At 48.7% G+C, this 23,719-nt stretch carries 27 protein-coding genes; 18 read left to right on the forward strand and 9 right to left on the reverse strand.

The window, feature by feature from the left end; translation table 11 throughout:
• The first annotated feature begins 6 nt into the window (after positions 1-6).
• From H6F86_RS20525 to H6F86_RS20550, 6 genes are all read left to right on the forward strand, one after another.
• The gene (locus tag H6F86_RS20525; protein WP_190450550.1) at positions 7-465 is read left to right on the forward strand and encodes a hypothetical protein; all 459 of its coding nucleotides are present in this window, start codon (positions 7-9) and stop codon (positions 463-465) included.
• A complete protein-coding gene (locus H6F86_RS20530; protein ID WP_190450552.1) occupies positions 401-2,068 on the forward strand; it encodes a hypothetical protein in 1,668 nt (555 codons plus the stop codon). The genes H6F86_RS20525 and H6F86_RS20530 overlap by 65 nt, the downstream gene beginning before the upstream one ends.
• An 81-nt stretch (positions 2,069-2,149) precedes the next feature.
• Positions 2,150-6,424 carry a phage portal protein gene (locus tag H6F86_RS20535; RefSeq protein ID WP_190450554.1) on the forward strand — a complete coding sequence of 1,425 codons (4,275 nt, stop codon included), beginning with the start codon at positions 2,150-2,152 and terminating at the stop codon, positions 6,422-6,424.
• A 2-nt stretch (positions 6,425-6,426) separates the two neighbouring features.
• Complete coding sequence (locus tag H6F86_RS20540; RefSeq protein WP_190450556.1) at positions 6,427-6,867, forward strand: hypothetical protein; 441 nt, start codon at positions 6,427-6,429, stop codon at positions 6,865-6,867.
• Between the two features lie 11 nt (positions 6,868-6,878).
• Entirely contained in the window at positions 6,879-11,741 is a 4,863-nt protein-coding gene (locus tag H6F86_RS20545; protein ID WP_190450559.1) for a hypothetical protein, read from the forward strand.
• Positions 11,738-12,226, forward strand: a complete 489-nt coding sequence (locus H6F86_RS20550; protein ID WP_190450561.1) for a hypothetical protein — start codon at positions 11,738-11,740, stop codon at positions 12,224-12,226. The genes H6F86_RS20545 and H6F86_RS20550 overlap by 4 nt, the downstream gene beginning before the upstream one ends.
• Here H6F86_RS20550 and H6F86_RS20555 read toward each other — a convergent pair.
• Positions 12,216-12,680, reverse strand: coding sequence for a hypothetical protein (locus H6F86_RS20555; protein ID WP_190450562.1), 465 nt, complete (start codon positions 12,678-12,680; stop codon positions 12,216-12,218). The genes H6F86_RS20550 and H6F86_RS20555 overlap by 11 nt on opposite strands.
• A 156-nt stretch (positions 12,681-12,836) precedes the next feature.
• Here H6F86_RS20555 and H6F86_RS20560 point away from each other — a divergent pair, with 156 nt between their 5' ends.
• The 6 genes from H6F86_RS20560 (at position 12,837) to H6F86_RS20585 (ending at position 15,194) form a co-directional block, all read left to right on the forward strand.
• On the forward strand, positions 12,837-13,064 hold the full coding sequence (locus H6F86_RS20560) for a hypothetical protein (protein ID WP_190450564.1): 228 nt from the start codon (positions 12,837-12,839) through the stop codon (positions 13,062-13,064).
• Positions 13,065-13,066: 2 nt separating this feature from the next.
• Complete coding sequence (locus tag H6F86_RS20565; protein ID WP_190450566.1) at positions 13,067-13,429, forward strand: hypothetical protein; 363 nt, start codon at positions 13,067-13,069, stop codon at positions 13,427-13,429.
• Positions 13,426-13,845, forward strand: a complete 420-nt coding sequence (locus H6F86_RS20570; RefSeq protein WP_190450568.1) for a hypothetical protein — start codon at positions 13,426-13,428, stop codon at positions 13,843-13,845. The genes H6F86_RS20565 and H6F86_RS20570 overlap by 4 nt, the downstream gene beginning before the upstream one ends.
• Positions 13,846-13,908: 63 nt before the next feature.
• Entirely contained in the window at positions 13,909-14,463 is a 555-nt protein-coding gene (locus tag H6F86_RS20575) for a hypothetical protein (RefSeq protein WP_190450570.1), read from the forward strand.
• Positions 14,463-14,708: a hypothetical protein gene (locus H6F86_RS20580; RefSeq protein WP_190450572.1), complete on the forward strand. Its 246-nt coding sequence runs from the start codon at positions 14,463-14,465 to the stop codon at positions 14,706-14,708. The genes H6F86_RS20575 and H6F86_RS20580 overlap by 1 nt, the downstream gene beginning before the upstream one ends.
• Positions 14,709-15,194 carry a hypothetical protein gene (locus H6F86_RS20585; RefSeq protein ID WP_190450574.1) on the forward strand — a complete coding sequence of 162 codons (486 nt, stop codon included), beginning with the start codon at positions 14,709-14,711 and terminating at the stop codon, positions 15,192-15,194.
• Between the two features lie 5 nt (positions 15,195-15,199).
• Here H6F86_RS20585 and H6F86_RS20590 read toward each other — a convergent pair whose 3' ends face one another.
• Complete coding sequence (locus H6F86_RS20590; protein WP_206756061.1) at positions 15,200-15,385, reverse strand: helix-turn-helix transcriptional regulator; 186 nt, start codon at positions 15,383-15,385, stop codon at positions 15,200-15,202.
• A gap of 92 nt (positions 15,386-15,477) precedes the next feature.
• On the opposite strand from H6F86_RS20590, the gene H6F86_RS20595 reads away from it, so the two are divergent.
• The 4 genes from H6F86_RS20595 to H6F86_RS20610 are packed head-to-tail and all read left to right on the forward strand — an operon-like array spanning position 15,478 to position 17,650.
• Complete coding sequence (locus tag H6F86_RS20595) at positions 15,478-15,768, forward strand: hypothetical protein (protein ID WP_190450578.1); 291 nt, start codon at positions 15,478-15,480, stop codon at positions 15,766-15,768.
• Between the two features lie 3 nt (positions 15,769-15,771).
• On the forward strand, positions 15,772-16,563 hold the full coding sequence (locus H6F86_RS20600; protein WP_190450580.1) for a hypothetical protein: 792 nt from the start codon (positions 15,772-15,774) through the stop codon (positions 16,561-16,563).
• 3 nt (positions 16,564-16,566) lie between these two features.
• On the forward strand, positions 16,567-17,229 hold the full coding sequence (locus tag H6F86_RS20605; protein ID WP_190450581.1) for a hypothetical protein: 663 nt from the start codon (positions 16,567-16,569) through the stop codon (positions 17,227-17,229).
• Positions 17,219-17,650: a hypothetical protein gene (locus tag H6F86_RS20610; protein ID WP_190450583.1), complete on the forward strand. Its 432-nt coding sequence runs from the start codon at positions 17,219-17,221 to the stop codon at positions 17,648-17,650. The genes H6F86_RS20605 and H6F86_RS20610 overlap by 11 nt, the downstream gene beginning before the upstream one ends.
• An 81-nt stretch (positions 17,651-17,731) precedes the next feature.
• Here the strand turns inward: H6F86_RS20610 and H6F86_RS20615 are convergent, their stop codons facing one another.
• The 3 genes from H6F86_RS20615 to H6F86_RS20625 all read right to left on the reverse strand — a co-directional run bounded on the left by H6F86_RS20615 (position 17,732) and on the right by H6F86_RS20625 (position 18,913).
• Positions 17,732-18,256, reverse strand: coding sequence for a hypothetical protein (locus H6F86_RS20615; protein WP_190450585.1), 525 nt, complete (start codon positions 18,254-18,256; stop codon positions 17,732-17,734).
• Complete coding sequence (locus H6F86_RS20620; RefSeq protein ID WP_190450587.1) at positions 18,249-18,557, reverse strand: hypothetical protein; 309 nt, start codon at positions 18,555-18,557, stop codon at positions 18,249-18,251. The genes H6F86_RS20615 and H6F86_RS20620 overlap by 8 nt, the downstream gene beginning before the upstream one ends.
• A 71-nt stretch (positions 18,558-18,628) precedes the next feature.
• On the reverse strand, positions 18,629-18,913 hold the full coding sequence (locus tag H6F86_RS20625; protein WP_190450590.1) for a hypothetical protein: 285 nt from the start codon (positions 18,911-18,913) through the stop codon (positions 18,629-18,631).
• Between the two features lie 179 nt (positions 18,914-19,092).
• Here H6F86_RS20625 and H6F86_RS20630 point away from each other — a divergent pair, with 179 nt between their 5' ends.
• Complete coding sequence (locus H6F86_RS20630) at positions 19,093-19,335, forward strand: helix-turn-helix transcriptional regulator (RefSeq protein WP_190450592.1); 243 nt, start codon at positions 19,093-19,095, stop codon at positions 19,333-19,335.
• A 407-nt stretch (positions 19,336-19,742) separates the two neighbouring features.
• Positions 19,743-20,210, forward strand: a complete 468-nt coding sequence (locus H6F86_RS20635; RefSeq protein ID WP_190450594.1) for a hypothetical protein — start codon at positions 19,743-19,745, stop codon at positions 20,208-20,210.
• A gap of 279 nt (positions 20,211-20,489) precedes the next feature.
• On the opposite strand, the gene H6F86_RS20640 is transcribed toward H6F86_RS20635, so the two are convergent.
• The 4 genes from H6F86_RS20640 to H6F86_RS20655 all read right to left on the reverse strand — a co-directional run bounded on the left by H6F86_RS20640 (position 20,490) and on the right by H6F86_RS20655 (position 23,587).
• Entirely contained in the window at positions 20,490-20,825 is a 336-nt protein-coding gene (locus tag H6F86_RS20640) for a ribbon-helix-helix domain-containing protein (protein ID WP_190450597.1), read from the reverse strand.
• Positions 20,826-20,854: 29 nt separating this feature from the next.
• Positions 20,855-21,628 carry a PmeII family type II restriction endonuclease gene (locus tag H6F86_RS20645; protein ID WP_190450599.1) on the reverse strand — a complete coding sequence of 258 codons (774 nt, stop codon included), beginning with the start codon at positions 21,626-21,628 and terminating at the stop codon, positions 20,855-20,857.
• Complete coding sequence (locus H6F86_RS20650; protein WP_206756062.1) at positions 21,606-22,538, reverse strand: site-specific DNA-methyltransferase; 933 nt, start codon at positions 22,536-22,538, stop codon at positions 21,606-21,608. The genes H6F86_RS20645 and H6F86_RS20650 overlap by 23 nt, the downstream gene beginning before the upstream one ends.
• Positions 22,539-22,612: 74 nt before the next feature.
• Positions 22,613-23,587 carry a protein rep gene (locus H6F86_RS20655; protein ID WP_242033610.1) on the reverse strand — a complete coding sequence of 325 codons (975 nt, stop codon included), beginning with the start codon at positions 23,585-23,587 and terminating at the stop codon, positions 22,613-22,615.
• Positions 23,588-23,719 lie beyond the last annotated feature (132 nt).

Raw genomic sequence — 23,719 nt, forward strand, 5'->3', positions numbered from 1 at the left:
TAAGAAATGGAAGGAAGAGGTAGAGGTAGACCGTCAAAACTAACACCAGCAGTCAGAGAAAAGCTGGTGCAAGCGTTGTTGGCTGGCAACTATATCGAGCCTTCCTGTGCCTATGCAGGGGTGTCTTATGTTTCCGTCCGTAATTGGATGAATAAAGGCGAGCAAGCTACTTCGGGAGAGTTCAGGGACTTTTATTCAGCAGTAACTAATGCGATCGCCCAGGCTGAAATCTCGACAGCAGCCCACATCAAAGGGGCTGGCAAGGATGATTGGCGAGCGTCAGCATGGCTACTAGAGCGCAGACACCCCGATCGCTGGTCAAATACGCAACGGGTCAAGATTGAAGTCGAAAAAGAGTTAGAGCAAACGTTAGCCAAACTGCAAACCAAACTACCTGAAGATGTCTTCATCCAAATCATCGACGCTATCGCTGATGCAGAAGCTAGCGAGGAAGAAACAGGCTGAGTTCAAATCCAGGCAGAAAATTGCTAATGAGCAGATTAGCCTAGCGACGTTTGTTAAAGAAAGCTGGCATGTTTTAGAGCCGGAAACGACTCTAGCTTGGAACTGGCATATTGATGCCATGTGTGAGCATATCCAGGAATCACTACTGGACTGGTTGCGACACAAACAAGACTCAAACTATAAGCAGCGCATCCAAAACCTTTTAATTAATGTGCCACCTGGCAGTCTTAAGTCTAGAGTCGTCAGTGTTTGTGCCCCCGCATGGTTTTGGACTATCTGCCCTTCATGGCGTGCTATCTTCCTTTCTTCTAACCCTCGTGTAGCCTTGCGAGATAGCGCCTATTGCCGGGACTTAATTGAAAGTGAATGGTATCAGAAACGCTTTAAGCCTGACTGGAAGCTGCGTGTTGATACAAACGCTAAGTCGCTTTATTGGAACACCAAAGGTGGGCAAAGGGCATCTTTTGGTTTCAATTCACGGATTACGGGCGATCGCGGCGACTGCATTTTGGTAGATGACCCTCATGATGCTAAAGAGATCGAATCAGATTTGCTGCGTCAAGCTGTCCTCGATCGCTGGGATAGTGCCATCCGTAACCGGGTCAACGACTTGCGATCGTCTGTTCGTATCGGCATCATGCAGCGCTTACATCAACTTGACTGGTCCGGGCACGTTTTACAGGAAGGTGACTGGGCGCTTCTTTGTATCCCTCAAGAATTTGAAGCACCACAAGCACCAACACCGCTCGGCTGGGTAGACCCTCGAACCGAACCGGGGTCATTGATGTTTGAAGAACGCTTCCCTGAGTATGTTTTAGAGAAAGAGAAACTTGTTTTAGGTTCGTATGGTTACGCAGGACAGCATCAACAGAAACCTGCGCCATCTGAAGGAGGGATGTTTAAGCTGGCGAATTGGCGTGTGTATGTGCCAAGCGCTGCGCCTAGGTTCACTCGCATGATTCTGAGCTGTGATGCTGCTTTTAAGGGCACAAAAGATTCTGACTATGTGGTTGTGCAGGCGATCGCGCAGGTTGCCGATGTGCATACGGTGTTAGATCAGGATGGGAAGCCGATGCTGTTCTCTGATTACTATCTGCCCTACCAAGCACGATCGCGTGTGGGCATAAGTGGCACCGAGACAATGATCAGAGAAACGTCAAATCGTTACCCAGAAGCGTATACAAAACTGATTGAAGATAAGGCAAACGGACCCGCAGTGATTGAGCGATTGAGTAGTGAGTTAACAGGCATCACACCATTTAAGCCAGGGATGAACAGCAAGCGATCGCGTGCGTGGTCAATTCAGCCAATTCATGAAAGGGGTGGTATTTTACTGCCTGCTTCTGACGCTGTTGCGGCAGCGCTTGAGTCAATGGGTAAAACCTCGATTACAGTAGGTGAATGGTGGGAATTACATCCACCGCTGCATAAGACAAATGCTGAGTACGCACCAGTACAAGAATGGTGCAAAGCGTTAATGGATGAATTCGCTCAGTTCCCTAACGCTGCCAATGACGATCAAGTGGATGCGCTCGATCAAGGCATTATCTGGCTCGAAGCTAACAAGCCACAAAAAACAGGTATGGACCTGCTTTGGGCTTAATAAAGAAGGGGTGCTGAAACACCCCTAGAGTAACTCAATGACATATGCGTTTGTGCTTCCATCTTAGCCACAGGCTAGACAATGGCAACACAAAACGGCAATGGCAACGGAAATGGATCGGTCGTAGCGCACTGGGATGATATGGCATCGCTCGGTGCTGCCCTCTCTGGTGGGATCTATAACCCACAGACAGGTATGGGTATGGTCGGCACTGACCCTAGCCGATCGGCATCGGTCTTCTACGGTGGCAGGCTAGAGCGTGAACAGCAAGAAAGCTTGTTCCGCAACTATGGCTTGCTGCGTAAAGTCGTGTGCAATATCCCCAGAGCTGCCACTTACCGATGGGGTACGCCCACATTGCCAACGGGTAGCAGTGCCAAGCTTAATGCACTGATTGATGCACTTAACCAGATCCCAATCCATAGCGCTCGTCACGTCTACAAAGGAGCTAAGAAAGGCTTTCAAGAAGCGCTCAAGACTGCGTTTCTGACGGGTAACTCTGCCCTCGTTATGGATGCGGATGATGGGTTGCCATTGGATCAACCGCTGAACCTGAAGCGACTTAACAGCGTTAGAAAGCTGTGGCTGTTTAGCCGGTGGCAACTGGTGCCAGATGACCGATCGCTGACGGTGCTGCGGCAATCTGAGCACTTTGAGATTGTGGACCACAGGGCGATGGATGCACCTGAAGCGAGTTGGCGTATCCACCGATCGCGTGTGCTGTGGTTCCGTGGTGCTGAACTAATCGACGGGTATACGGGCAGCTATAACCAGGGCTGTGATGATTCGATTCTGCAAGCGATGTTGGAGTCGTTTTACCTCTATACGAACGGGGTGAAAGGGGCAGGCAGAATGCTGGAGGATTTTGATTTCTATGTACACAAAATCACTGGTCTGCTAGGCAAACTCGAAAGCAATCCGCAGAAAGCACAGCAGGTCATATCAGCACGACTGGAGATCAACCGTCAGCGGCGATCGAACTTCCGCGACATGGTGATTGACAAGGAGAACGAAGAAATCGCCCCTGTCAGTCGCCAAGTCGGTGGTTATAGCGATATGCTCGACCACTGCAAGAACTACCTCTTAGCGTCCACAGACTACCCGCCTTCTGTGCTGTTTGGTGAGTTTAGTGCTGGGTTGAACGCGACAGGCATGGAAACATCCGAGCGGCAAACGTGGAACGATACGACTGCACAGGCACAGCAGGATAAGTGCGAAGACAATGTTTTAACACTGGCTAACGTGTTGTGTGCGGCAAAGAGTGGACCCACACAAGGCAACGAACTGAAAGGGCTTGCATGGCATTGGCACGTCCTCTATGCACCATCCCCTGAAGAAAACGCAGGGCTACAAAGCCAGTTCGCCACGATGCTATCGACCTTGGCACAAGTTGAGCAAAGTGTGATCGGTCAGGTTGGCATCCGCACGCTGTGGGGACAGAACGAGTTTAACCAGAACCTTGTACTGCCTAAGAACTACGTCAAGTTTCTGGATGACGCGATCGCCGCTGCCGTTATTCCACCGCCACCTGAAGAGGAGATGTTAGGCGAGGCAGAGTTAGAGGGCGAAGAATTTGAGGGTGAGGAGCAACTAGCGCTAGAGGGCAATGATCAAGATCAGGCGATCGCTGACGAACTACTAGACGACCGCACCTTGCTCGACTCCAACGACGTTTTCTTCCTCTACCACCTAGACGCTAGTACACGCAGCGAACTCCTAGCGAAGGTCAAAGCTAAGAACGAGAGTTTAGCCAAGGGTAAGAAGTTCAACGCCTTCGGGAAAACAACGGCTGAGATTAGGGCGTTTGTAGGCGAAGGTGGTGATTCACCTGCTAGTAAGTCTAAGGGCACTGCCAAGCCTGCTAGCGGCAAAGCAGGCAAGTATCAGACATCTAAGACCAGTGGTGCCATTGCCAATGCGATCGCCCGTAAAACGGGTGCTAAGGCAGAGGATATTGAGCAGGACTTGCGCGGCAAGATTCAGAAGGCGATCGACAAAAAGCGGCGTGACCTGAAAAAGGCAGGCAAGGAAGTCACAGACAAGGATCTGCGTCAGGCTGCACGCGATGTTGTGAAGATTGAGGCGAAGGGTGCGATCGCTAAAGCTAAAGGTGAACCGATTGCACCAGAGAAAGCCATCGTTAAGAAGCCGAAAGCGACTAAAGCTAAAGCGGTTGAAACTCCTGAAGCGGCAGAGCCTAAGAAGACGAAGACTGCCAAGAAGAAAGTGGTCGAAGTCGAGCCTAAGCCTATGGAAGAGAAGCCCGTCAAAGCTACTAAACTTAAGGAAAAAGCTAAGGATAAACTAAATGTCGGAACAGAAACCAAACCCCAAAAACAAGAAAAATCAGGAAGTAAGACCGGAGAGGTTCGTGGAGCAGCCGGAGGACGTGAACCTGTTCCTGAAACCGACGAAAAAGAAAGAAAAAGAGCGTTAGAGACGCACGATGTTATTAAAGGCGACTTGTCACGAGATCAAAAAATAGATCGTATTGCCGAAATTACAGGACTGGACAAAACTAAAGCCGAGTTTGCTTTAGACGGTATTTCTACCTTCACAAGTGATGCAGGTGAGATAAGACAGTTCGAAATTGGTCAACCTCTTAAAAGCGACGATCAAGAATACAAAGATGGAGTCAAGGAGAGTGCTGACGGGACAAATCTTTATGTTCGCTCCATGCCTAAATTCAAAGGCGAAATACACAGAGGACTTAAATTCAACACAGACGAGGAGAGAGACAAGTTTATTTCATCTGTATCTAACGGGTTTGAGTTGCAAGCTTTAAGTAGTTTTTCATCTGATCCCGCGATCGCGCTTCGGTTTAGCGTGGGTATGAAGAAAAAGCCAGGTGTAGTCATAAGCGTCAAATCAAATACAAAAGGAGCTTCCGTAAAAGGAGTTTCTTCAGTCCCAGCCGAGGATGAAATTGTTGTTCCTAAAGGAGCAAAGTACAAAGTAGTTAAGCAATACGTGAAAGATGGCACTGTCCACCTCGACGTAGAGGAAGACGACGACGTTAAGCCACAAGTCGCAACGCCTCCTGTTAACTCTAAAGCGGTGCCAGCTAATAAGCCCAAGCAATCGCCGCGCGCCGACTCTTACGAGCAAATCAACTTTAAGCCACCCGTCGAGGCACGACAGGCGTGCAAGAAAGGGCTAGAACTGCACAAAGCAGGCAAGTCAGGCAGTGGTATTGAACCTGCCACGATTAAAGAGGCAATGGCGATCGCGCAAGGTAAAGCTGTTACCCCTGAAAAGGTCGAAAAGGCGTACAGATGGTTTGCCCGCAACAGTCGCTTTGCAAGTGCCCCTGAAGGCTCTGGCGCTCACACCGACTGGCTAATTTGGGGCGGCGAACCTTTCAAAACATTCGTAGGCAAAGTAAAGCGGCAGATGGAGGCAGCACAGGGAGAGCAATCGGACTCTTTTGCTGATGAAAGGCTAAAACTTGATGCGACATGCGGCAAAGGATGGGTAGGGTCAAAACCGCCGGGTTGCACTAGAGCAAAGAAGGGGCAACCAATACCGACAGCAGCTAAACCAGAAACTACACCAGTTGCTAAAGAAACCGCTCAACCATCAAAAGCTGCACCCGCAGAGCAAAAAAACCGTACTGCTGGATCTCACTCTATTTTTAGTCGCAGACTGGTTCAAGCTGAAGGTGATGAGCCAGAAAAAGCAGATATTGAGGCGATGGCTTCCCAGTTAGAGCAAAAACTGGGGCTAACAAAAAAAGAAGCGAAAGAAACTATTTCTAGCGTCACCAGTTTTACAGGAGATAACTACACAGCGATTCGTAAAGCTGAACGTGAAGGCAAGCCAACAAAAGAAGGTAAGGCGATCAATCGTTATATCGAAAAAGCGCCAAAATATGACGGCGAAATTTATAGGGGTTTATCGTTTAAGACCACTAAAGAGCTTGATGACTTCCTGAATACTGCTAAAGAAGGTTCGTCAATGAAACCTGACGCTGTATCAAGTTTCAGTAGCGATCGATCTATTGCCGAACGATTTTCTAAAGATTCTGGCAACCAAAACTCGGTTGTTCTTAAAGTCAAACAAAACCGTAGCGGGGCTTCCATACAAGACTTGACACTATACCCAGAAGAAGGCGAGGTGCTTGTGCCTAAAAACACGACCTACAGAGTAGCTTCAGTGAAAAGAAAGGGCAACACTGTAGAGATTGAATTGGAGGATACCGCACCTCCACTTGAAAAAAGCAAAGTGGAAGAGAAGAAGCCTGCCAAAGAAACTAAAGTGCAATCGTTCAATTCGCAAGCAGCGATCGCCAAATTCAAGGAAGGCAAGCCGCTAAGTCAAGAAGAAGCAGCATTTATCAAACAATTATTAGGCTAATTATGATTAATCATAAAAAGTTTGGAGACACTGACAGTAGTTTTTGGAGCATAACACCATCTGAACCGAAAGCCGATGCATTCCCCAAGTACGATCGCCGCGTGTTAATTCACGGTTGCACGATCGGCATCACGCACCCAGTTGGTAGTCATCGCTTCCCCAACGGCAAACCACTGATTGCAGCGTATGGGCACTTACTCGGCACCTCAGACCGATCGCGCCACTCTTCCAGCGCTGACATCTATCTCGGCAACGAGCCAGAGTCAACGCAGTTATGGAAAGTGACTCAGACGAAGCCAGATGGACTCTTTGATGAGTACAAGTATTTTGCTCATGTCAAAGATGCAGCACAGGCGAGGGCATTACATCGCTACCACGTTGGGGGCGATCGCTCTGGGCAAGTAGAACCTGCTGATTGGTCAGAACTCAAAACAAACCGCTGAGAGAAATCCTTATGCCGACATTGACTGAGATGGAAAGACTAGCCGATCGCTACTCGATGCCGATCGCTGAAGTTGTGGCAGTGATGGCTGCGAGAGAGGATGCTGAATGCGGCAGAGGGTGGCAAGGGAACAAGCCAGGTTGCACTAGGGCTAAAAGCAAAGCGTCTTCCTCAAATACAACAGCAGTTAAAAAAGAATCTGCCCCACAACAAGTAGAGAGAAAGGCTAAGACTAAAGCAGTTGAAGCAAAACCAAAAGATAAATCAATAAAGGAAGCCGAAAATGGATCAAAAGTACCTGGACGAGTTACACGAACTGGAAGCAGCAGCGGGGTCAGCACTGGCGGCAACACAGAAGCCGAAACCCTCCAATCAAGCGGAATCAAAACCGATGCCGATAAAAAAGAAGTAGAAAAAAATCTAAGGTCATGGATTTCAAAGAATGCAGACCTTAGAGGCAAAAAGGATGCGCCTAAAACACTAGAAGATAACGCTAGTATTGCGTTTGAGATACTTGATAAAGTCGAATCTGGCGAGAGTTCCTTTACAGGGATTAAAGATAAAAAAGGGAATCTGCAAGCTGCCGCGATCGTTAAGGAAGGCAAAGACCACCTAGAAATTGAGTATTTAGCAACGGCACCTTGGAATATCGCAGGGAAGGACAAGAAGGCTGTCAGAGGTGCTGGCACTGCCGCCATGGCGTCTGTCATTGCTGAAAGTGTGAATAAAGGGCACGGTGGCAAAATTAGGCTTGATGCACTGCCAGGTGCAATTCCTTTCTACGAAAAAATAGGCTTCAGTGTCACTGGCAAAACGAAAGGCGGCAACGACGGCGTGATGTCTATGGAGCTAACACCACAAGCGGCTAATGCTTTTCTTGAAAAGATTGGGAAGAAAGCCAAAATGGATTCATTGCACCCATCAACCGCTTCACTAATCAGCGCGATCGCAAAGTATCAGCAGCAAGGCTACGACATAGCACCAGCGATCGACTCTATCCGCAGCGATGGCAAGTGGCAACCTTGCGGCAAAGGGTACGCACCCCCAGGCACGTGCAAGAACGGCAAGCCGGAAGCAAAGGGTAAAACTGCTACAAGTCGCCATATCCTTAACCCCAACGCTGACCTGAACTCAAGCGCGGGGCAGAAAGAGGCAGTGGGCAGAACGAGCCGTATCAATCAGTTGGTCGATAAGCTGGCAAACGGTCGGTTTAAGGTCACTCCAGACGATCCAAACAAGGCGGGTAAGATGGGCGCTCTCACCGCCATGCGTGACGCTAAGAACCCTAACATCGGGTTGATTACTAGCCACAACGCTAAAGACGGCATCACAGGAGCAATGTCTTACAAAGAGGGTCGGAACACTATCACAGTGCAGAACTTTGGCGCTGATGGTTCTGCTAAAGGCTCTGGCTCTGAAATGTTCAATCAGTTGTTGCTTCATGCTGCCAAGCAGGGCAAAGGGTTAGAAGCTTCATCAGTGGAAGGGGCAAAGGGTTTCTATAGCAAGATGGGCATGACTGACGAAGGCTATGGGCAATTCTCTATGTCGAAGCGTGATGTTGCTGCTGCCGTTGCCAAGTTGAATGCTCGCACTGATTCAAGGTTAGATGCCACTACAAAGAACTCACCACCTAAGCCATGCGGTAAAGGTTGGCAAGGCACAAAGCCAGGTTGCACTAGAGCGGGGAAAGGGCAACCCACCCCTACAAAGTCAGCAACACCGAAAGCAGCAACACCAGTTGCCAAAAAGAGTAAAGCGACAACCAAACCACAGCCATCAGACGACCTTGAAACGCTGAAGAAAAACTATGAAGAACGGGATGCTCGATCGCTTGGTGGCGTTACAAGCAAATTCAGCGATGTGGGCAATATGATGCAGCTTTACGCTGATGAAATTAAGTCAGCAGGTAAAGGCGATAAAACATTGACTGCTGCTTTCGATCGCGGTGAGCGTAACTGGAATCCTGCGCTAGTGGTTGAGACAGACAAAGATCAGTACGAAGCGATCGGTGAGAGTAGCAACCGGACGATCGCGGCTGCTAAAGGGTCGAAAGAAGGTCGAGCATTTAGCATCATCGTGCCAAATAATCCTGATCAGATTGAACTTGCCAAAATGCTGCAAGTGCCTGACAAAAAGAACCCAGCGGTAATGGGCAAAGAGCGGGCAGACGACAAAGAAGACAAACAATCGTTTGACTATGGCAATTACATCAGTGCCTACTCAGACACGATCGCGTCCCCCTCTGGCAAACGTCAGCACGAAGGCACCGACGAGCAAATCGAAGCCGCTGCCAAGAAGTTGTTAGCGACGAATGGGCGTAACTGGGTGCCGATCGTCGTGAAGCCGACTGGTAAGAATGAAGCAGGCGACGAGCAGTTTGAAGTGGTGGGCAACCACTTCGCCTATGATGTGGCACGCAAAGCAGGATTAGAGCGCATTTGGACAGTTGTAGCTGATGACACTGTGAACGCTGCCAAACCAAAGACAAAACAGACTAAGGCTGACTCTATGCACCCATCTACAGCAGCACTGATTAGCGCGATCGCCAAATATCAGCGCTTAGGCTACAACGTTGATAGCGCGATCAACTCGCTCAGGCAAGATGCCCGCGGCGAGGGAGTTGCTTGTGGTAAATCTTTTATTAGTCCTAGAGCCAAATGCAGCAAGGAAAAGTCTAAAACAACTTCCAAGGAAGCGTTACAGAAGACTACAGCGAAGGCAAAAGCACGACAGCAGCTAAGGGCAGAAGTCGAGGGGCGTGGCAAGCCTAAGTCCAAAGGCATGACCAAAGCAGAAGTCTCAGAGATGATGGCTAACCCTGAAGCGGAAGCCGCACGACTGGCTGTGATGGGCTACCCCAAAGTCGAGCCATCCGCCCGATCGCGCCGGATTGCAGGCTTAGTCGATGACCTGAAGACCACTGCCAAAGCAGAGGATAAGAACGCCGATCGCATTCAGGCAGTTGCCGCTGAAGCGCTGAGTCGTCTAGGCATTGAAACTACGCCATCGAAGACACAGACACAGCCAACTAAGCTACCCGCAGGAGGATCAGGTAAGCAACGGTTACAAGCAGCGATGGAAGGGCTGAAGGCCAATACTCAGGCTGACTTGGTGAACGCTGCCCAAGGGCTAGCTGTGGCACAAGTGGCAGTCAACGAGTTGACCAAGCAGGCAGAGAAAGATAAGCAGAAGGAGAAGAGAGCGATCTCACCTACACCAGAAGAAGGCTCAACTGCTGCTATGTACGAACGCAGAGCGCGTGAGTTTGAGCAACGCAAGGAGCAACAGCAGCGTGATCAACAGAAACTAGCAACCGCTGACTTAAGCAAACTCACACCAGAGCAGCGTCAAGTAGCAGCACAAATTCAGCGCAAGGTAGAACAAGGTTTCACGATCGACCCTGCTATCACCAAACAACGGCGTGAAGAGATTCAAACGAAGCTAACCAGACAAGGCAGGCTAGGGCGTAAAGAGCTTTTTGAGAACCTAGCAGCGTGGCAGGCAGAAGACGAAGTGCTGAGAAAGTTGGGCTTCCCCACCGCTAGCGATCGCCCTAAGCCTACTCTCAAACCCAAAGGCATCACTTCTGCCCCCCAGTCGTCACGCGGTAGAAGTGGCACCGCAGGCGATAACCCTAACTACAGGGGCAAATATGGCTACGTTAGCGTCGATTCACTGTCACCTTCTACCGGGTCACTGATTAGCGCGATCGCTAAGTACAAAGCAGATGGGTTTGACGTTACACCAGCGATCGAGGCTTTTAGGAAGGATGCAGCGTGTGGCAAAGGTTGGCAAGGTACAAAGCCACCAGGCTGTACTAGGGCTAAAAGTACAAAGCCTAGCCCAGAGAAGACAGTTGCAAAGAAAGCGCCACCAAAAGCTGTCAAAACAACAGAACTTAAAAAAGAAAAGGCACCCAAAAAACAAGCCGCTAAAGCAAAACCAGAAGTAGCTGATGACTCTGTGAAGAATGGAGTTGTCAAAGCGAAGGCAGGCGATTTAAACCCAGTTAAGCTGACTGCTGATGAGATGGTTAACATATCAGATCGCTTAGACAGTATCGACACTAGCGCTAACGGCGACAGGATTGGGGCAGCTTGGGCAAAAATACAAGGTTTTGACGGCAAACCAGAGCTTTCCTCTAAGGCAGATATGGATGCTGCTATAGCTAGGGGCGAGACAGCAACGTATAGAGGGGTGGCTCTTGAGAGTCATGCCAAACAGCTTCAAACTGGTGAGCTATTTGTTGGAGGTGGTTTGTTTGGCGACTCCATCTATACAGCAGTCGATAATCCACCGGGGTTAGGTTACAAGACTGCAAGCGGTTATGCAGGCGAAGGCTCAACAGTAGTCAGGATGTCGATCAAGCCTGGACTGAAAATAGTCAAGCACGATGCCTTGATTAAAGAAATGGAGGAAGCCGCGGAAGATTTCAAGGAGAAAAAAGCACCGTTAATTATTCAGAAAGAAACCGAGCGCCTAAACAAGACTGTCAGCTTGAAAAAGGTTGACAGCAAGACAGATGCAATGTCGATCGATGGCGTTGATGCAGGACAGGTTAAGAAGGTAGGAAAGTTTTATCGCACGATCCTACCTGGGTATCGTCGTGAAGAAGACACCAAATTCAAAACACCCGAAGAAGCTCAAGAGTCTTTGAAAAAGCGAAAAATGTCAGAACTGGCAGAATTGAAAGTAGCAAAAGTCTACGACAATTTCTTTCTCAATGAAGGTACATACGCTTCTGCCCGTGGCTATGACGGCTATAGTATTGCCAATACTAAAGGGGGCAAAACACCTCTAGCTGATTACACAATGATTACCAACAGGACTGCATTAAGAATGCAGTCTGAACTACTGAGCAAGCAGTCATGAGCAAAGAGATAGCTTTTACCACATTGAGCCAAAGGGCAGGCAAGGTAATAAATGCCCCTGTCTTTAAGAAGTTGAAGTTTGACAGTTTAGCGAAGTACTTCAAGCTTGTTGGCGTAATTAATAACACTGACTTCTTTGAGAATCTGCCTGCATCTACTCAAGCCTTAATCAAGCAAGCAGAGCAAGAGCTGGACGAAAAGTCTAGCCAACCACCTAGCACCATACGACCATCCACTGATTCATTGGTTAATGCGATCGCTAAGTTCCAGAAGCAAGGCATTAAAATCGACTCTGCCACAGCCTTGGACATTCTAAAACAGCACAAAGATGGGATGAGCAAATACGATCGACTGGTCAAGTCTCTAGCTGCTAAAGGTGCTGATGATCCAAAAGCGCTAGCAGCAGCGATCGGGCGCAAGAAGCTCGGTAAGAAACGGTTTCAGGCAAGAGCAAAAGCAGGCGCGAGGAAAGCGGCTAAAGCATGACGGGGACAAGCTTAGGCGATCGCCCTTTCTTCCCCTTCACGGTACGCACTGGTAATGGTGTGCTGACAACTGGCGCGATCGCCTCTACAGCCCCAGCCTTGACCACTACTGGCTTCACGCTGACAGTTACGGCAGGGGTAGCCTCTTTCTCAAGGCACGAGTCAACATAACCGTCCGACCATGCTCTGAACTTGCCTCCTGCCATAAATGCTGTGTATGCGGCTAGGGCGATCGCTGCGAGTATTGCCCTGCCTGTGAAGCGGTACAAAGCTTTAGCGGTAGGTGAAGTATAAAAGCGGTGAACTTCAAGCGCTACAGGCTTAATCTCGGTGGTGTAGGCAAGGTTGATGGAGTGCGCGATCGCTTCTGCCACAAGCTTAATTGAAACGTAACAGCTAGCGGCGAAGACTACGGAAAAACGACCAGCACCAGACTGGAAGAGTGAGACTTGCATTGTAGGAGTCCTTAAGATTGTTGGGTGCCCTGCAGTGTCGGGCTTCGTTCGGTCAGCGGTCTTTTGTTGCGTCGGTGGATGCGCTCGCTGCATTCCATGTGTCCAAACTATCAGCGCGACTACAATAGTGTCAATGTGATTCACAGGAACTTCACCATGTCCGACGCAAGCTTAAACAATCAGAAAGTGGAATATCCTTCTTACGTTTCAGGCGAGTCTGAATATGAAATAGATCTGGATAAATCTATAAGAGAAATGGTAGAGCGTCCGTGGGCTCCTCATCTCATAGAATCTCTCGAACTAGAAGACGGTGACGACATGTGGCTAGTGTGGCTAAACCTTGCCGACAAAGCAGAAGCGATCGCCAAAGAGCGAGGACGTTAACAATGGAAGTCACAGAAGACAAGCGTAACGCCTATCAGAAGCAGTGGGAAGCGATGAGCGATCGTGAGCAGCACGCTGTCCGGCTAGTAGAGATGGCGCATCAGATGCTTGAAACTTTTGAAGATGGCAAGACGATCGCTTGGATACAAGAGTTTTTCTCAAAAGTCCCTGAACTTACTTTTTCAGTATCAGAGATTGAGTTTGCTATGATGCACGCTTTGAAAGCTAGGCAAGCAGCACTTAAGGCAATCTGGAAAAAGCTATATAGCCGTGAAAGTCTTGCAACGGCAATGATTGAGCAGCAAGCACACCAAGAAGCGATCGCCCAGCGCATCAAGGATGAGAAAGAGGAAGCTACATCGTGACAAATGGTTTCTTCCAAAAGATAACGGGTCCAGAGTTTGACGGCATCATGCAAAGCGTTGGGATGCGACCGGAACAGGTACGCTATGGCGAAACTAAAGTTATCAAACCTGTGCCACTGTTGACCATTTCAGGTTTAGTCAACATCACCGCAATTCAAGCTCCTGGTCTAACAGATGGCGGCGAATATGTGCAGGCTTACGAGGCATCCATTCCACTGTCTACACTGACGCGATCGTTCGGGCGTGACGGCTGGCAAAGCGCGATCGCTCCTGGTCAGATTTGGTACGTGAATCTAGGCGACGGTACTGGGTGGAGACGATGCCGCACGTATGCTGAAGCTACGACAGGCGTAGGGATGCGCTACGGGGTGAAGTTGGCAGAAATGGGGCTAGGTGACTGGCAGACAGCGATTTAAGGAGAGAGCTTATGCTTCGTTTTAAGTGGTTCAGAAAATGGCTTGGCGGGACTTGGTATCTCTGTGAGTACCCTGGATACGACTGTGGCGGCATCTACATCTGGAGGAAAGCGCCACACCACAACGAGATTGTTGTTCAAAGGGAGCATTACGACAGTGTTTGAAATCTCCCTAACTCTTAACCCACAGCAGTTAGCCGATCTAGAAAGGACGATCGCGCAACTCAGCAACAACTCATGGATCGCCACAGCGCTACGGGGCATGATTCCAGAGTTAGAGCAAATCAACCGTACTCAGGCAGGTTTGGTCTCGCAACTGCCCTACTCAGAAGGGTATGAGGGCAGGCTCAAGCCATCACGCAAAAACACAGCCATACAGGGCGATGGTAAATTTGCACAGGACACACTAGGGCTTGTCGCTGATACCGTCTCTAATTGGGTGATAGAGGGTGATAACGATACTTTAGCCAACTTCTCAGACAGGGCTTATGCTGGTAGGCAACAGGCGATCGCTGAGAGTAAGGGCGTAGCGGGTGGTTTCTATGCCGATGACGAAACTTATTTTAGGCTGATGGAACTAGCGATCGGTGATGGCGCTGAAACTATTTGGAGAGAGTAATGGACACTGACAGCGTGGATCAGTATCAATTAGAGATCAGTTTTAAGAACAATTATGACAGTGATTTCACCATCGACATTGCGCCACCAACCAAAGATTCAGTTAAAGCGCTTTGCAACAGTTTTAATGAGTCGGTGCAAACTGGTGGATTCGTAGAAGTCCATGACATTCACGGACAAAGTTTTTTGGTTAAAGGTGCTGAAGTAGTGCGGGTTTGGTTCGCGAAGGTTTCACAGGACAATTAAATGCCAGTAGCAATACTCGAACATCCCATCACCGCAGTTCTGACCAAAACCACAGAACCACTAGGACTGCTACCCTACCTCGATCGGCGCTTTGAGGCAGATTGGCAACGCTTCCAGGTGAAAAACTACGGCTTCCAAGGCGCTGGCAATTTCGATCCCTCAGTCAACGGCTCAGGCTATCGAGTGCGAGAAGATGATTCTGTAGGCTCAACTGCACACCGTGCTACTTACACATCTTCTGTTTTATTGGGCAAGATATTCCCGTTAATCGGTGTAAACGATCAACAGGTTTCTGCTAACGTCAGCTACTCAGTGGATAAGGCAATTAGAGCGTGGTTGTGCCAAGCATCAGGCGTTGTGACAGGTGCAGAGTTACAGATTCAGTGCAGCAGAGCGATCGAGTCTGATAAAAATATTAGTGCTAGCAACGTTAGAGCTAAATGGCACGTATTGATCTGGAGCTTTCAGCTGGCGGTTTACGGTTGATCACCTTAGAATCTCACCTCGCCGCCAAACTTTTCTAGGAACAATAAGAAGCGATCGGCGCTCATCTTGCGCTTGCCATTGACGTATAGGTTGATGGTCGGTTGCTTCACGCCTAGAAAGATTGCAGCTTCGCCCTGCGTCATGTTTCTAGCTGCCAATAGCCTTCCAAGTAACTCGCCTGAGAAATCCATAACGGAAGCGTTATATCACCCCTCTAGTTTACTCAGTCAAGGGCTTAATGGAAGTAACTCTCCTGCTTTAGCCCTCCTAGACTGGCTTCCACATGAAAATACCCGCTACAGAAGTCAAGACAACTACAAAAGATGTTGAGCTTGATGTCAAAGCCGTTTACAAAGAGCCGCATTTAACCGTCACCGTGGATGGTTTGGAAGTTTTAACACTCACAGTCTCCGCTAGCACATCGCGTTCCGCATCGGGTGCTGACGACATTCTCGATCTGCGCCTGAGCATTTCTGAGGAGGAAAGCCTTCTCAAACAAATCCATTTGCCATCACTCAAAGCTGAACAAAAGCACGAGAAGGAAGCAGTAACTCACCCAACGACAGGAGCTTAACAAATGCCCGGTGATGTCATTCAAAAAGTGGTGAAAGGCTTAGTCCGTACTGCTGTACGTGACAATAGCAACCCCTTAGCACCAGTAACATTGCTCCTGCCAACAGCTTCTCAGATTACCTACGACACAGGGATTGAGTTAGCCGACCTAGAAGGCGTTTCTTGCCAAGGCGTGAAGATTACCCGATCGCGCTATCCAACCAGTGAAAAGCCAAAGGTCAACTTGACGTTTCCCAACACACCAGAAACGATCGCCCTCAAGTTGAACCGTAAGTTTGTTACAAGAACAGCAGTCAGCAGCAGTATTTTTCAGTCTGATTTTATCGTCCCACCTGATGGGATTGTGGCAGCAAAGCCGATCGGTACGCTAGGTAACGGTGTTGCGGCGGATGCTGTCTCTAAGGCTTGGCAACTGAACGCTGCTGGTATTACTGATCAAACGGCACTCACACAAGGCACGTTTGCAGGCTTTGACGCTGCCACCACTCCGCTAGGTTTTGCGATCGGTGCTGACAACGCCCAAAAATGGGGTTCTGGACTTTGGAACAGTACCGTCTCGTTTGAAATCCCCACCGTGATTGCTTCGTTGTCTTCACTTGGCACCATCCCATATTCTGCGTTGAATCTGCGGTTAGCCTTCGTGACGATCGACGGTAAATCGTTGCTGACCATTAGTTTTGGGCAGGTATCAGTTGACTCTACAGGCTCCATCAACTTCGGTGAGGGTCAGACAGAGGTAGGGTTCTTTGCTGGCAGTCCTGAGATTGATCTGATTCCACTCTCTAACTTCTGTTAATAAATGCGCCATCTAGTCGTCACTTACGGCGATGGCACGATCGCCATTCTTTATCCAGTGGCGCGAAACCAACTGTCTCTGCTTGATTTGCTCACGCAGAGACTTTTGCAATTATGGATTGAAAAAGAATGCAAGAGCGCGGTTCTGGTCGCTTCTGTTGATGGTTGGCAACTGATTGAAGCGATCGGCAAGCTTATCCGCTCACACAAGTTACTGCCGTTCAAATTGGCACCGCTCAAAACAGACGTAGACCTTGTACAGCGGTTGTTTCTGGCAAATGGCGAGAAGCTAGATCAAGCGGGTGAGTTAGTGCAACTGCATCTCTATGAGCCGCATAAGCGTAAACAGACTGCCGATGATGGTGTGCCAACGCTTCAGAACTTGCCCTTTCCAACCTGTGGCAATAACGACAATGACACGATCGGCAACCTCTTAACACTGTGGCAACCATCCGAAGTGGAGCGGTTGATGGGATGGCTAGATGCTGAGTCGATCGACCAAGTGATGCACGTTTTCAGCGAACTGAACAGGGGTGAGGAACGGTTAGAGGAGTTTATACACGAGCGCGATCGGCGCTTGCTAGAGGCAAATAGAAAGATTCTGAATGAGGCACTGGGCTTGCCTTCCTACTATGTCGGCTTAGGAGATGACGACGATGCAGATTAAGTTACGCGATCGCACCTATGAAGCAAACGACCTGACAGGATTGAAGATTATCCCGCTCGCGTCTGTGTTGGGGATGGATGCCAAAGGACAGCCGATCGATTTGTCAACGATGAGAGAGGCTGAACGAGCCACCTATGCCGCCTTAGTCCTGCAACGTCTATCAGAACCATCAAACCATCATCGCATTGCCTACAGCCTCAAGGCGATCGTGCCTGACATTGACCCTGATCTATGCAGCTACGAGCTAGTGTTGCTGCCCAACGGCTCACGACAAGAACTGGTCACGCTCGATCTAGAGCTTGAAGAGTTGATCAATGTCTTTGCTCAGTTGCAAGGCGTTGAACTAGAGCCTGAGACAGTGCCTCAACGCAACGGGTTTCAGAAACCACGTCCTGTAGTGGTTGGCGATCGTCGCCGTTGATCGTTTGTATTGACAACGAAAAAGCAGCGTATGATTGCGAGTCATACGCTGCTTTTTGTCTATGGACTTATTCGGCTGGACCTAACAAGCGCAACGGCTCAAAGAGTCTTCGTAAATAAGCGTGTCATCCTCGCTGGTATTGACAGCTTCCATCGGAGTTTTTTGAAAGCTATAAGAAAGGTCGTAGCGCCATCCTGGGGCTGAATTATGTCTTAGAGACTCAAGCGGATTTTCGTAAGCCATGCCTGTAATGATGCCTTTGTGTTTGCCGTAACAAGCCTCTTCAAACAGGCTAAACTTCGGTGTCGGCACAGACTCAGGAATAGTGATGCTGATTTGATTGGGTTGGGTCATGGGGCTTTCTCCAATGAGTTCAATATCGTTTTCTGGCACAGCGTCAGCGAACACTCGCGAATTGTAGAACTGGACGTGATAGGTGAAACCAGGATCGTAATGGTGGCGATCGCTGCTGTAGTCGGTATAGGTAAGCGCAATGATCACGCCTTGCTCGACTACCATTTCCCTAGTGTCATCAGTACGCCATGAGGTTTGAATGTGCTGACCCGCTTTGTACTTCGGTTGCGGGAATTGGTACTCTTTAGACACAAAGCGCCTCCTCAGCCAGGAAAAGCTCATTTTCATCGACTAGCTCGATAGCGTAACCACCAAAAAGGATGCTGTAGCTAAAGCCAGAAGAGGGTGCATAACCACTACGCGAAGTGCATTCGTAGTCGCCTGAAATGTAAGCAAAGCCTTGCACAATGCCGCGATCGATTGACATTTCTTTTGTCTCCTCGTCAATAATCCAACGAGTTTCAACACATTGACCGATCTTGAATTTGGGTTGAAGTGCAGGCAATCGACGCATTCTGCGATCGCGTTTTGTTACTGGATAAAGTTTATGCATGGTTCTAAGTCCTTCTAAAGTGCAGTGGGTTAAGAAGGGGCGTAGCGCCCCGTTGCAGCAGGTAGAAAGGATTAGAACGGATCGCTTAGTAGCTCAAAATTAGACTCAGGATCGAGCGTATAGCCTGTCAGCTTGTAAAGGTCACGCAGATAAGCAACCTCGCGCAACACGTCGCAGAAGCTATCAGAGAGCGTCACCACGTCTAGCTTCATGGAGCGATCGAGCTTGTGGTTGATCAGCGTCACCCGATGAATGTACTGGCGTGGTTCGCTGATACCGAGGAAAGCGAAGAGGGCGCGATCGGTCTTGCTAGGGGCGGTTTCTACGGTGTTGGAGGAAAGGAGTTGAGGTGACATAATGGGCTAAGGTTCCTTAACTAAGCAGTTTGGACTCTATGGGCGGTTAGCGGGTTTGCGAGACTCATTGCTAATCGCCCATAACTGTATTTAACCAAATCTGCTTAGACCTGTCAAGTTGACTTAGCTAATTGTTTTGGGTTAAATTGATTATGTCAAAGAGAGATGAGGATGTAAAAGTGACTTCTAAACTGGCTGAGTACAGGAAGACCAAAGGGTTGAGTCAAGACGACTTGGCGCAAGCGTCGGGGCTTACTAAGACCACTATTCAAAACTGGGAGAATGGGCGAAACCTTGGCGCAGTCCTGCGGGTTCTCAAGGTGTGCCAAGAACTCAATGTTGATATACGGCAACTTTTTGTAGTGATAGATACTGTAGACGAAGAGCCTGCTGGGTCGGCAGGAGGAGAGGATGGGCGGTAAGCTTTGGGAAGGATGGGAGATCCAAGTTCTTAGAGATTGTTGTGGCAAAATGCCGATCAAGTGAAGGCGGAGGGATGCAAAAGCATGCAACGATATGCAAAAAACATAGGAACCCTTAAGGGTTCGGTAAAAGTTTTTAAGCAAAAATCAGCCTCTCTAATCGGTGACTGCGATCACATCAAAGCATCTGACGTTACCGCTGAAGTCACCAGTTTTTTACTATCAGCATCATACGATAGCGTATATACAAATCTTTACAAAGGACGTGATCCGCCACCCTGGTCAGTCATTTTCCTTTTGAATCATCACCATCTGTGCGCTCGTACCGAACTTTCGGGGGATCAGGTGTTGGCGGGGGCGGGGGTGGTTTAGGTTTGTCGTCCTGATTTGAATTTGAATTAGTAGTCATGACTGAACATAATAATGCGACTTTTGCCTACGAATATACGCAAAAAACACTGGAGAAGGTGAACAAGTCCCTTGACAACACCACGACAAAGATAAGCGGCGCACTCGCTTTCAGTGGTGTTGCTCTTAAGTTCGCTGAAAGTTTATCAGACGAAGGATGGCTCGTCTGGGTAAAAGTAGCCGTTTGCTTTTTCTCAGCAATGTCGATCGTCTCATGCAGTTTAGGCTTATCCCCCGCTAGTGCTGGAAAAGTAGTTGACCCTGCCTCCTTCCTTGACGCAGAGATTTACAGGCTTCCTGACGAAAAATGTAAGCTATTTACGATGAGGCAAGCACTAAAAGGGATTGAGCAATTAGACAAACTAATCGAAAAGAGACGCAGAAATTTGAACGTTGCAATCGTTCTAATTACTCTTTCTGGATTAGGGATAGCTTTTAGTATTAGTGCAAGAAGCTTAAACCTGTAACGCAGACCAGAACGATTACTAAAAGTTCAAACCCTAGGGTTTGAATCAATCAAAGACCGCTCGGCGCGAGCCAACTCCAGGGGATTGCACTTGTAAGGTCGGTTTGTGCGGCGTCTGGTGGCAATCCCCTGGAGCAGGCAAGAGCATAGCGGTTCTCTCGCCCGTCAAGGGACGCTACGCTCTCCGCTACGCTACGCCCCTGACTTGAGATGATGCCTAGTGCTACCACCTCCCCAAGTTACTCTCCAGCAGAGCTTGGTACTGGCATCTTGCCGTGTATTACACGGATGAAGTTAAAGAGTTTCGTAGTGCTTCTAAAGCACGGCGCACCGAGCCTCGGTCTTTACCGTTGCGTGTGACCATTGGATCATTAAGGACACAAGCAATCGCATTATCCACCTGCGCCAAGCTTAGTCCGTTGGTAGGCACCACCTGGTCGAACGCTCTTGACTCAGTGAGCTGCTCAATCAGATCTGCCCGCGTCAGACTTTGTGCCTCAGCGACTTCACCAAGCTGCTGCCAGGTTGTATCAGTGAGACGAATGCTGCGTACTTCGCGGTGTGCGTCAGACTTAGCGGCAAACTGTCCGCAGTCGCTACGCTTTTGTTTAGTCATAGATCTTCCGTGTAATACACGGTGATTATCTAATTTGCAGAACTCCTGCGTCTAGTCCTGCGTGGTGGAATGTATCCGCTATTTGCTTGAGTGAGCTTTTCCCAGTTGATATGCCCTTCCTCATCAACAAACAAAAGGGAAAATTCACGGGTTAGTTTATTTAAGGTAGTAGCCCAAGCGTCCTGATAGTCAGGACGCAAACGCAGCGGGTAATCTTTCATCAACCTTGTTAACTTCAAATAGAAGTCAGAATCGCCTGTAATTTCTTCCCAGAGAGCCTGACCTGAACGAATCAAATAGATGCGACCACCTTCTTCATCAGGCTCAGAGTTAGCCTGACCTGTTGATTGACCCAGAATTGCGACAAACCGTTTCTGAATCCCCATCTGGCAGTAGTCCTGATAGGCTTTGTCAAAGTCCTCTTTAATCCCACGACCCATTCGAGCATTTTGCCAGTTGGAACCAGACTTCATCTCGATAACAATGTAGTCACTCTCTGTTTCGATAACAATATCCATGCCAACTTGCTCTGCTTTTGCGCCATCGCCAACAGCCTTAGCAATTTTCTCGAAGAACTCATCGCCAAAAATTGTTTCATCTGATTTAATAAGGCGCGACCTCATTAATTCTTCAACCAACTGAGGTGCTTCAGAGATTCCAGTTGCTCGAAATAAATAAGGATTTTTAGAAGCTAAATCGTTAAGCTTTAACTCTAAAAGCCTGCTGATACGGCGATCATAGAAGGATCTCAACCGCTCTATAATTAGATTTTCTAATGCTTCAAGACTGATTTGTAGCGACATTGGTTTGTAAGGGAGATAGTATCTCTAACTGCCTTAAACTACCCAAACGATGGCGGGCAAGTTCACAATACTCATCACTTACATCAATCCCTACAAAACTTCTAGCAAGCTTTTCACAAGCTACTGCGGTTGTCCCAGATCCCATAAAGGGGTCTAAAACAACATCTCCAGACTGTGTAAACAGTTTAATAAACCAGCTTGGTAATTCCACAGGATAAGCTGCACTGTGCCCTTTGTTAGCGCACTCAGTCGCCATATGCAGCACATTGTCAGGGTATGCCATGTCACGCCCAACCCAGTTGGAAATGTTCTTGCCAAAACCACTTCCCACTTTGGAATTGTCACGAAGCATATCAGTTTCGCTCAGTTTCCTCAGTCGAGACTTTGCCCAATCGCCTGTCGGAACTTTCACTTCATCTTGGTACATCGCAAACTTTTTGCTGACGTTGAAGTGTAAGCACCGTTCCCAACCGTCCCGAAAACGATTGCTCCATTTGCCAGGGTAGCTATTTCGCTTGTGCCAACAATACTCCTCTGTCCAGAGCCACCCCTGCTTACGCATCTCTAGAATCAGCTCTAAAACATAGGTATGACGTTCACCATTAACGACCCGCTCTTTGATGTTCAAAACAAACGAGCCAGTAGGCTTGAGGACACGTTTTAGCTCGGCGGCGATCGGTAGAAACCACTCTACATACTGATCGGGGTGGATACCGCCATAGGTGTTTTTCCGTTGATCTGCATAAGGTGGTGAAGTGACAATCAAATCAACAGATTGGTCTGGAAGCAAAAGCAGCACGTCCAAGCAATCGCCGCAATGAAACTTGTTCAAAAACGCTGAGATACCTAGATCAGGCTTGACTGGAGGCTTTACAGAAGACCCATCCAGCAATCTCGATTGAACATTCACCACACCTAATAACCCCTTACGTTTACCGTGTATTACACGGTGATTCTAGCAGCAACATCCGATGAATTTACCGTCTATGGGGACAGTCTGTACATTTTTTCTTTTCTTCGCCAACTAAAATAAACCGAGGTTTTGTCGTCCATCTCACTCTGATCATCGTTGCCAATCAGGTCTTCTGGTTCCTCTTCCAGCTCTTTGAGGTACTCTTTCAGCACCCCACCTGTCGCCACTGCCCTCATCTTGTGCATCTGGCGGGTTAGCTCCAAGAACCATTCACGATCGGCTACCAAGTCTGATTCTTTCGTGCAGTACTTCAGAAGTTCAGGCACCAGCTCCATCGGCTTACTACCCTGCTTTACTGCCTGCACATCCAGCACTGGGTTATAGTCCAGCCTCATGCACTTACGCCACATCTCCACCCATTCATCTTGTCTGATGTACTTCTTGCCAAAGTACGATCGCTGCACCAGTAGCAAACAATGAAAATGAGGGTGAGCGCTGCCGTCTCTACCCCGCGTGACTTCAGTAGAACGTAGCCACCCCTCACCAGGGAACGCCTTAAGCTGCACCAGGCGCTGATACCCTCGATTCATCTGCTTGAGCGTCTCGCGCAACTCAACGATCGGCGCGTTCTTCTGGGTCAGCGTCAGAAACAGCCAGCGGTGAGAGGGGTAAGCCTCAACAATCTTCGGTAAAACCTTGTATGCCTTCGCCTTCCACATCAGCGATCGCCTCCACTGGCAGACAGGGCAATGACGTAAGCGACAAAAACGGGCAGAGCGTAACTTTAGCTTCAGCGTATCGTGTTCAGTCGGTGCTAACCCAAATTCGAGCAACTCAGAGCAGTAGTGAATCCGGCTGCTGTAGCCATTGAACTCACTGCCTGCATAAAAACCCTCCACCCGATCGGCAAAGCTTCTGTGCTTATCCCAAGGTTTATCCTGTGGGCTTACATCCGATAGGGCAATGGGCTGACTATTGGATGCAGCAGACTCAGGCGCTATGCTAGACATAGAAACGCCGAAGTCTGAATCGCCCGAATCAGACATTCAAAAACCCGTGATATTCAGTTGGAGAGTGGTATCCCAACCGTATCACGGGTTTTGGCTTTTAAACCCAAAAAGCTTTTATCTCTTAATCTGCCTCAAACCCTTACCCAAAAGGGGATAGCACCGATTCTA

Origin of the sequence: Phormidium sp. FACHB-592, assembly GCF_014695795.1 — a bacterium.
In the GTDB taxonomy this organism is placed as follows: domain Bacteria; phylum Cyanobacteriota; class Cyanobacteriia; order Leptolyngbyales; family Leptolyngbyaceae; genus Stenomitos.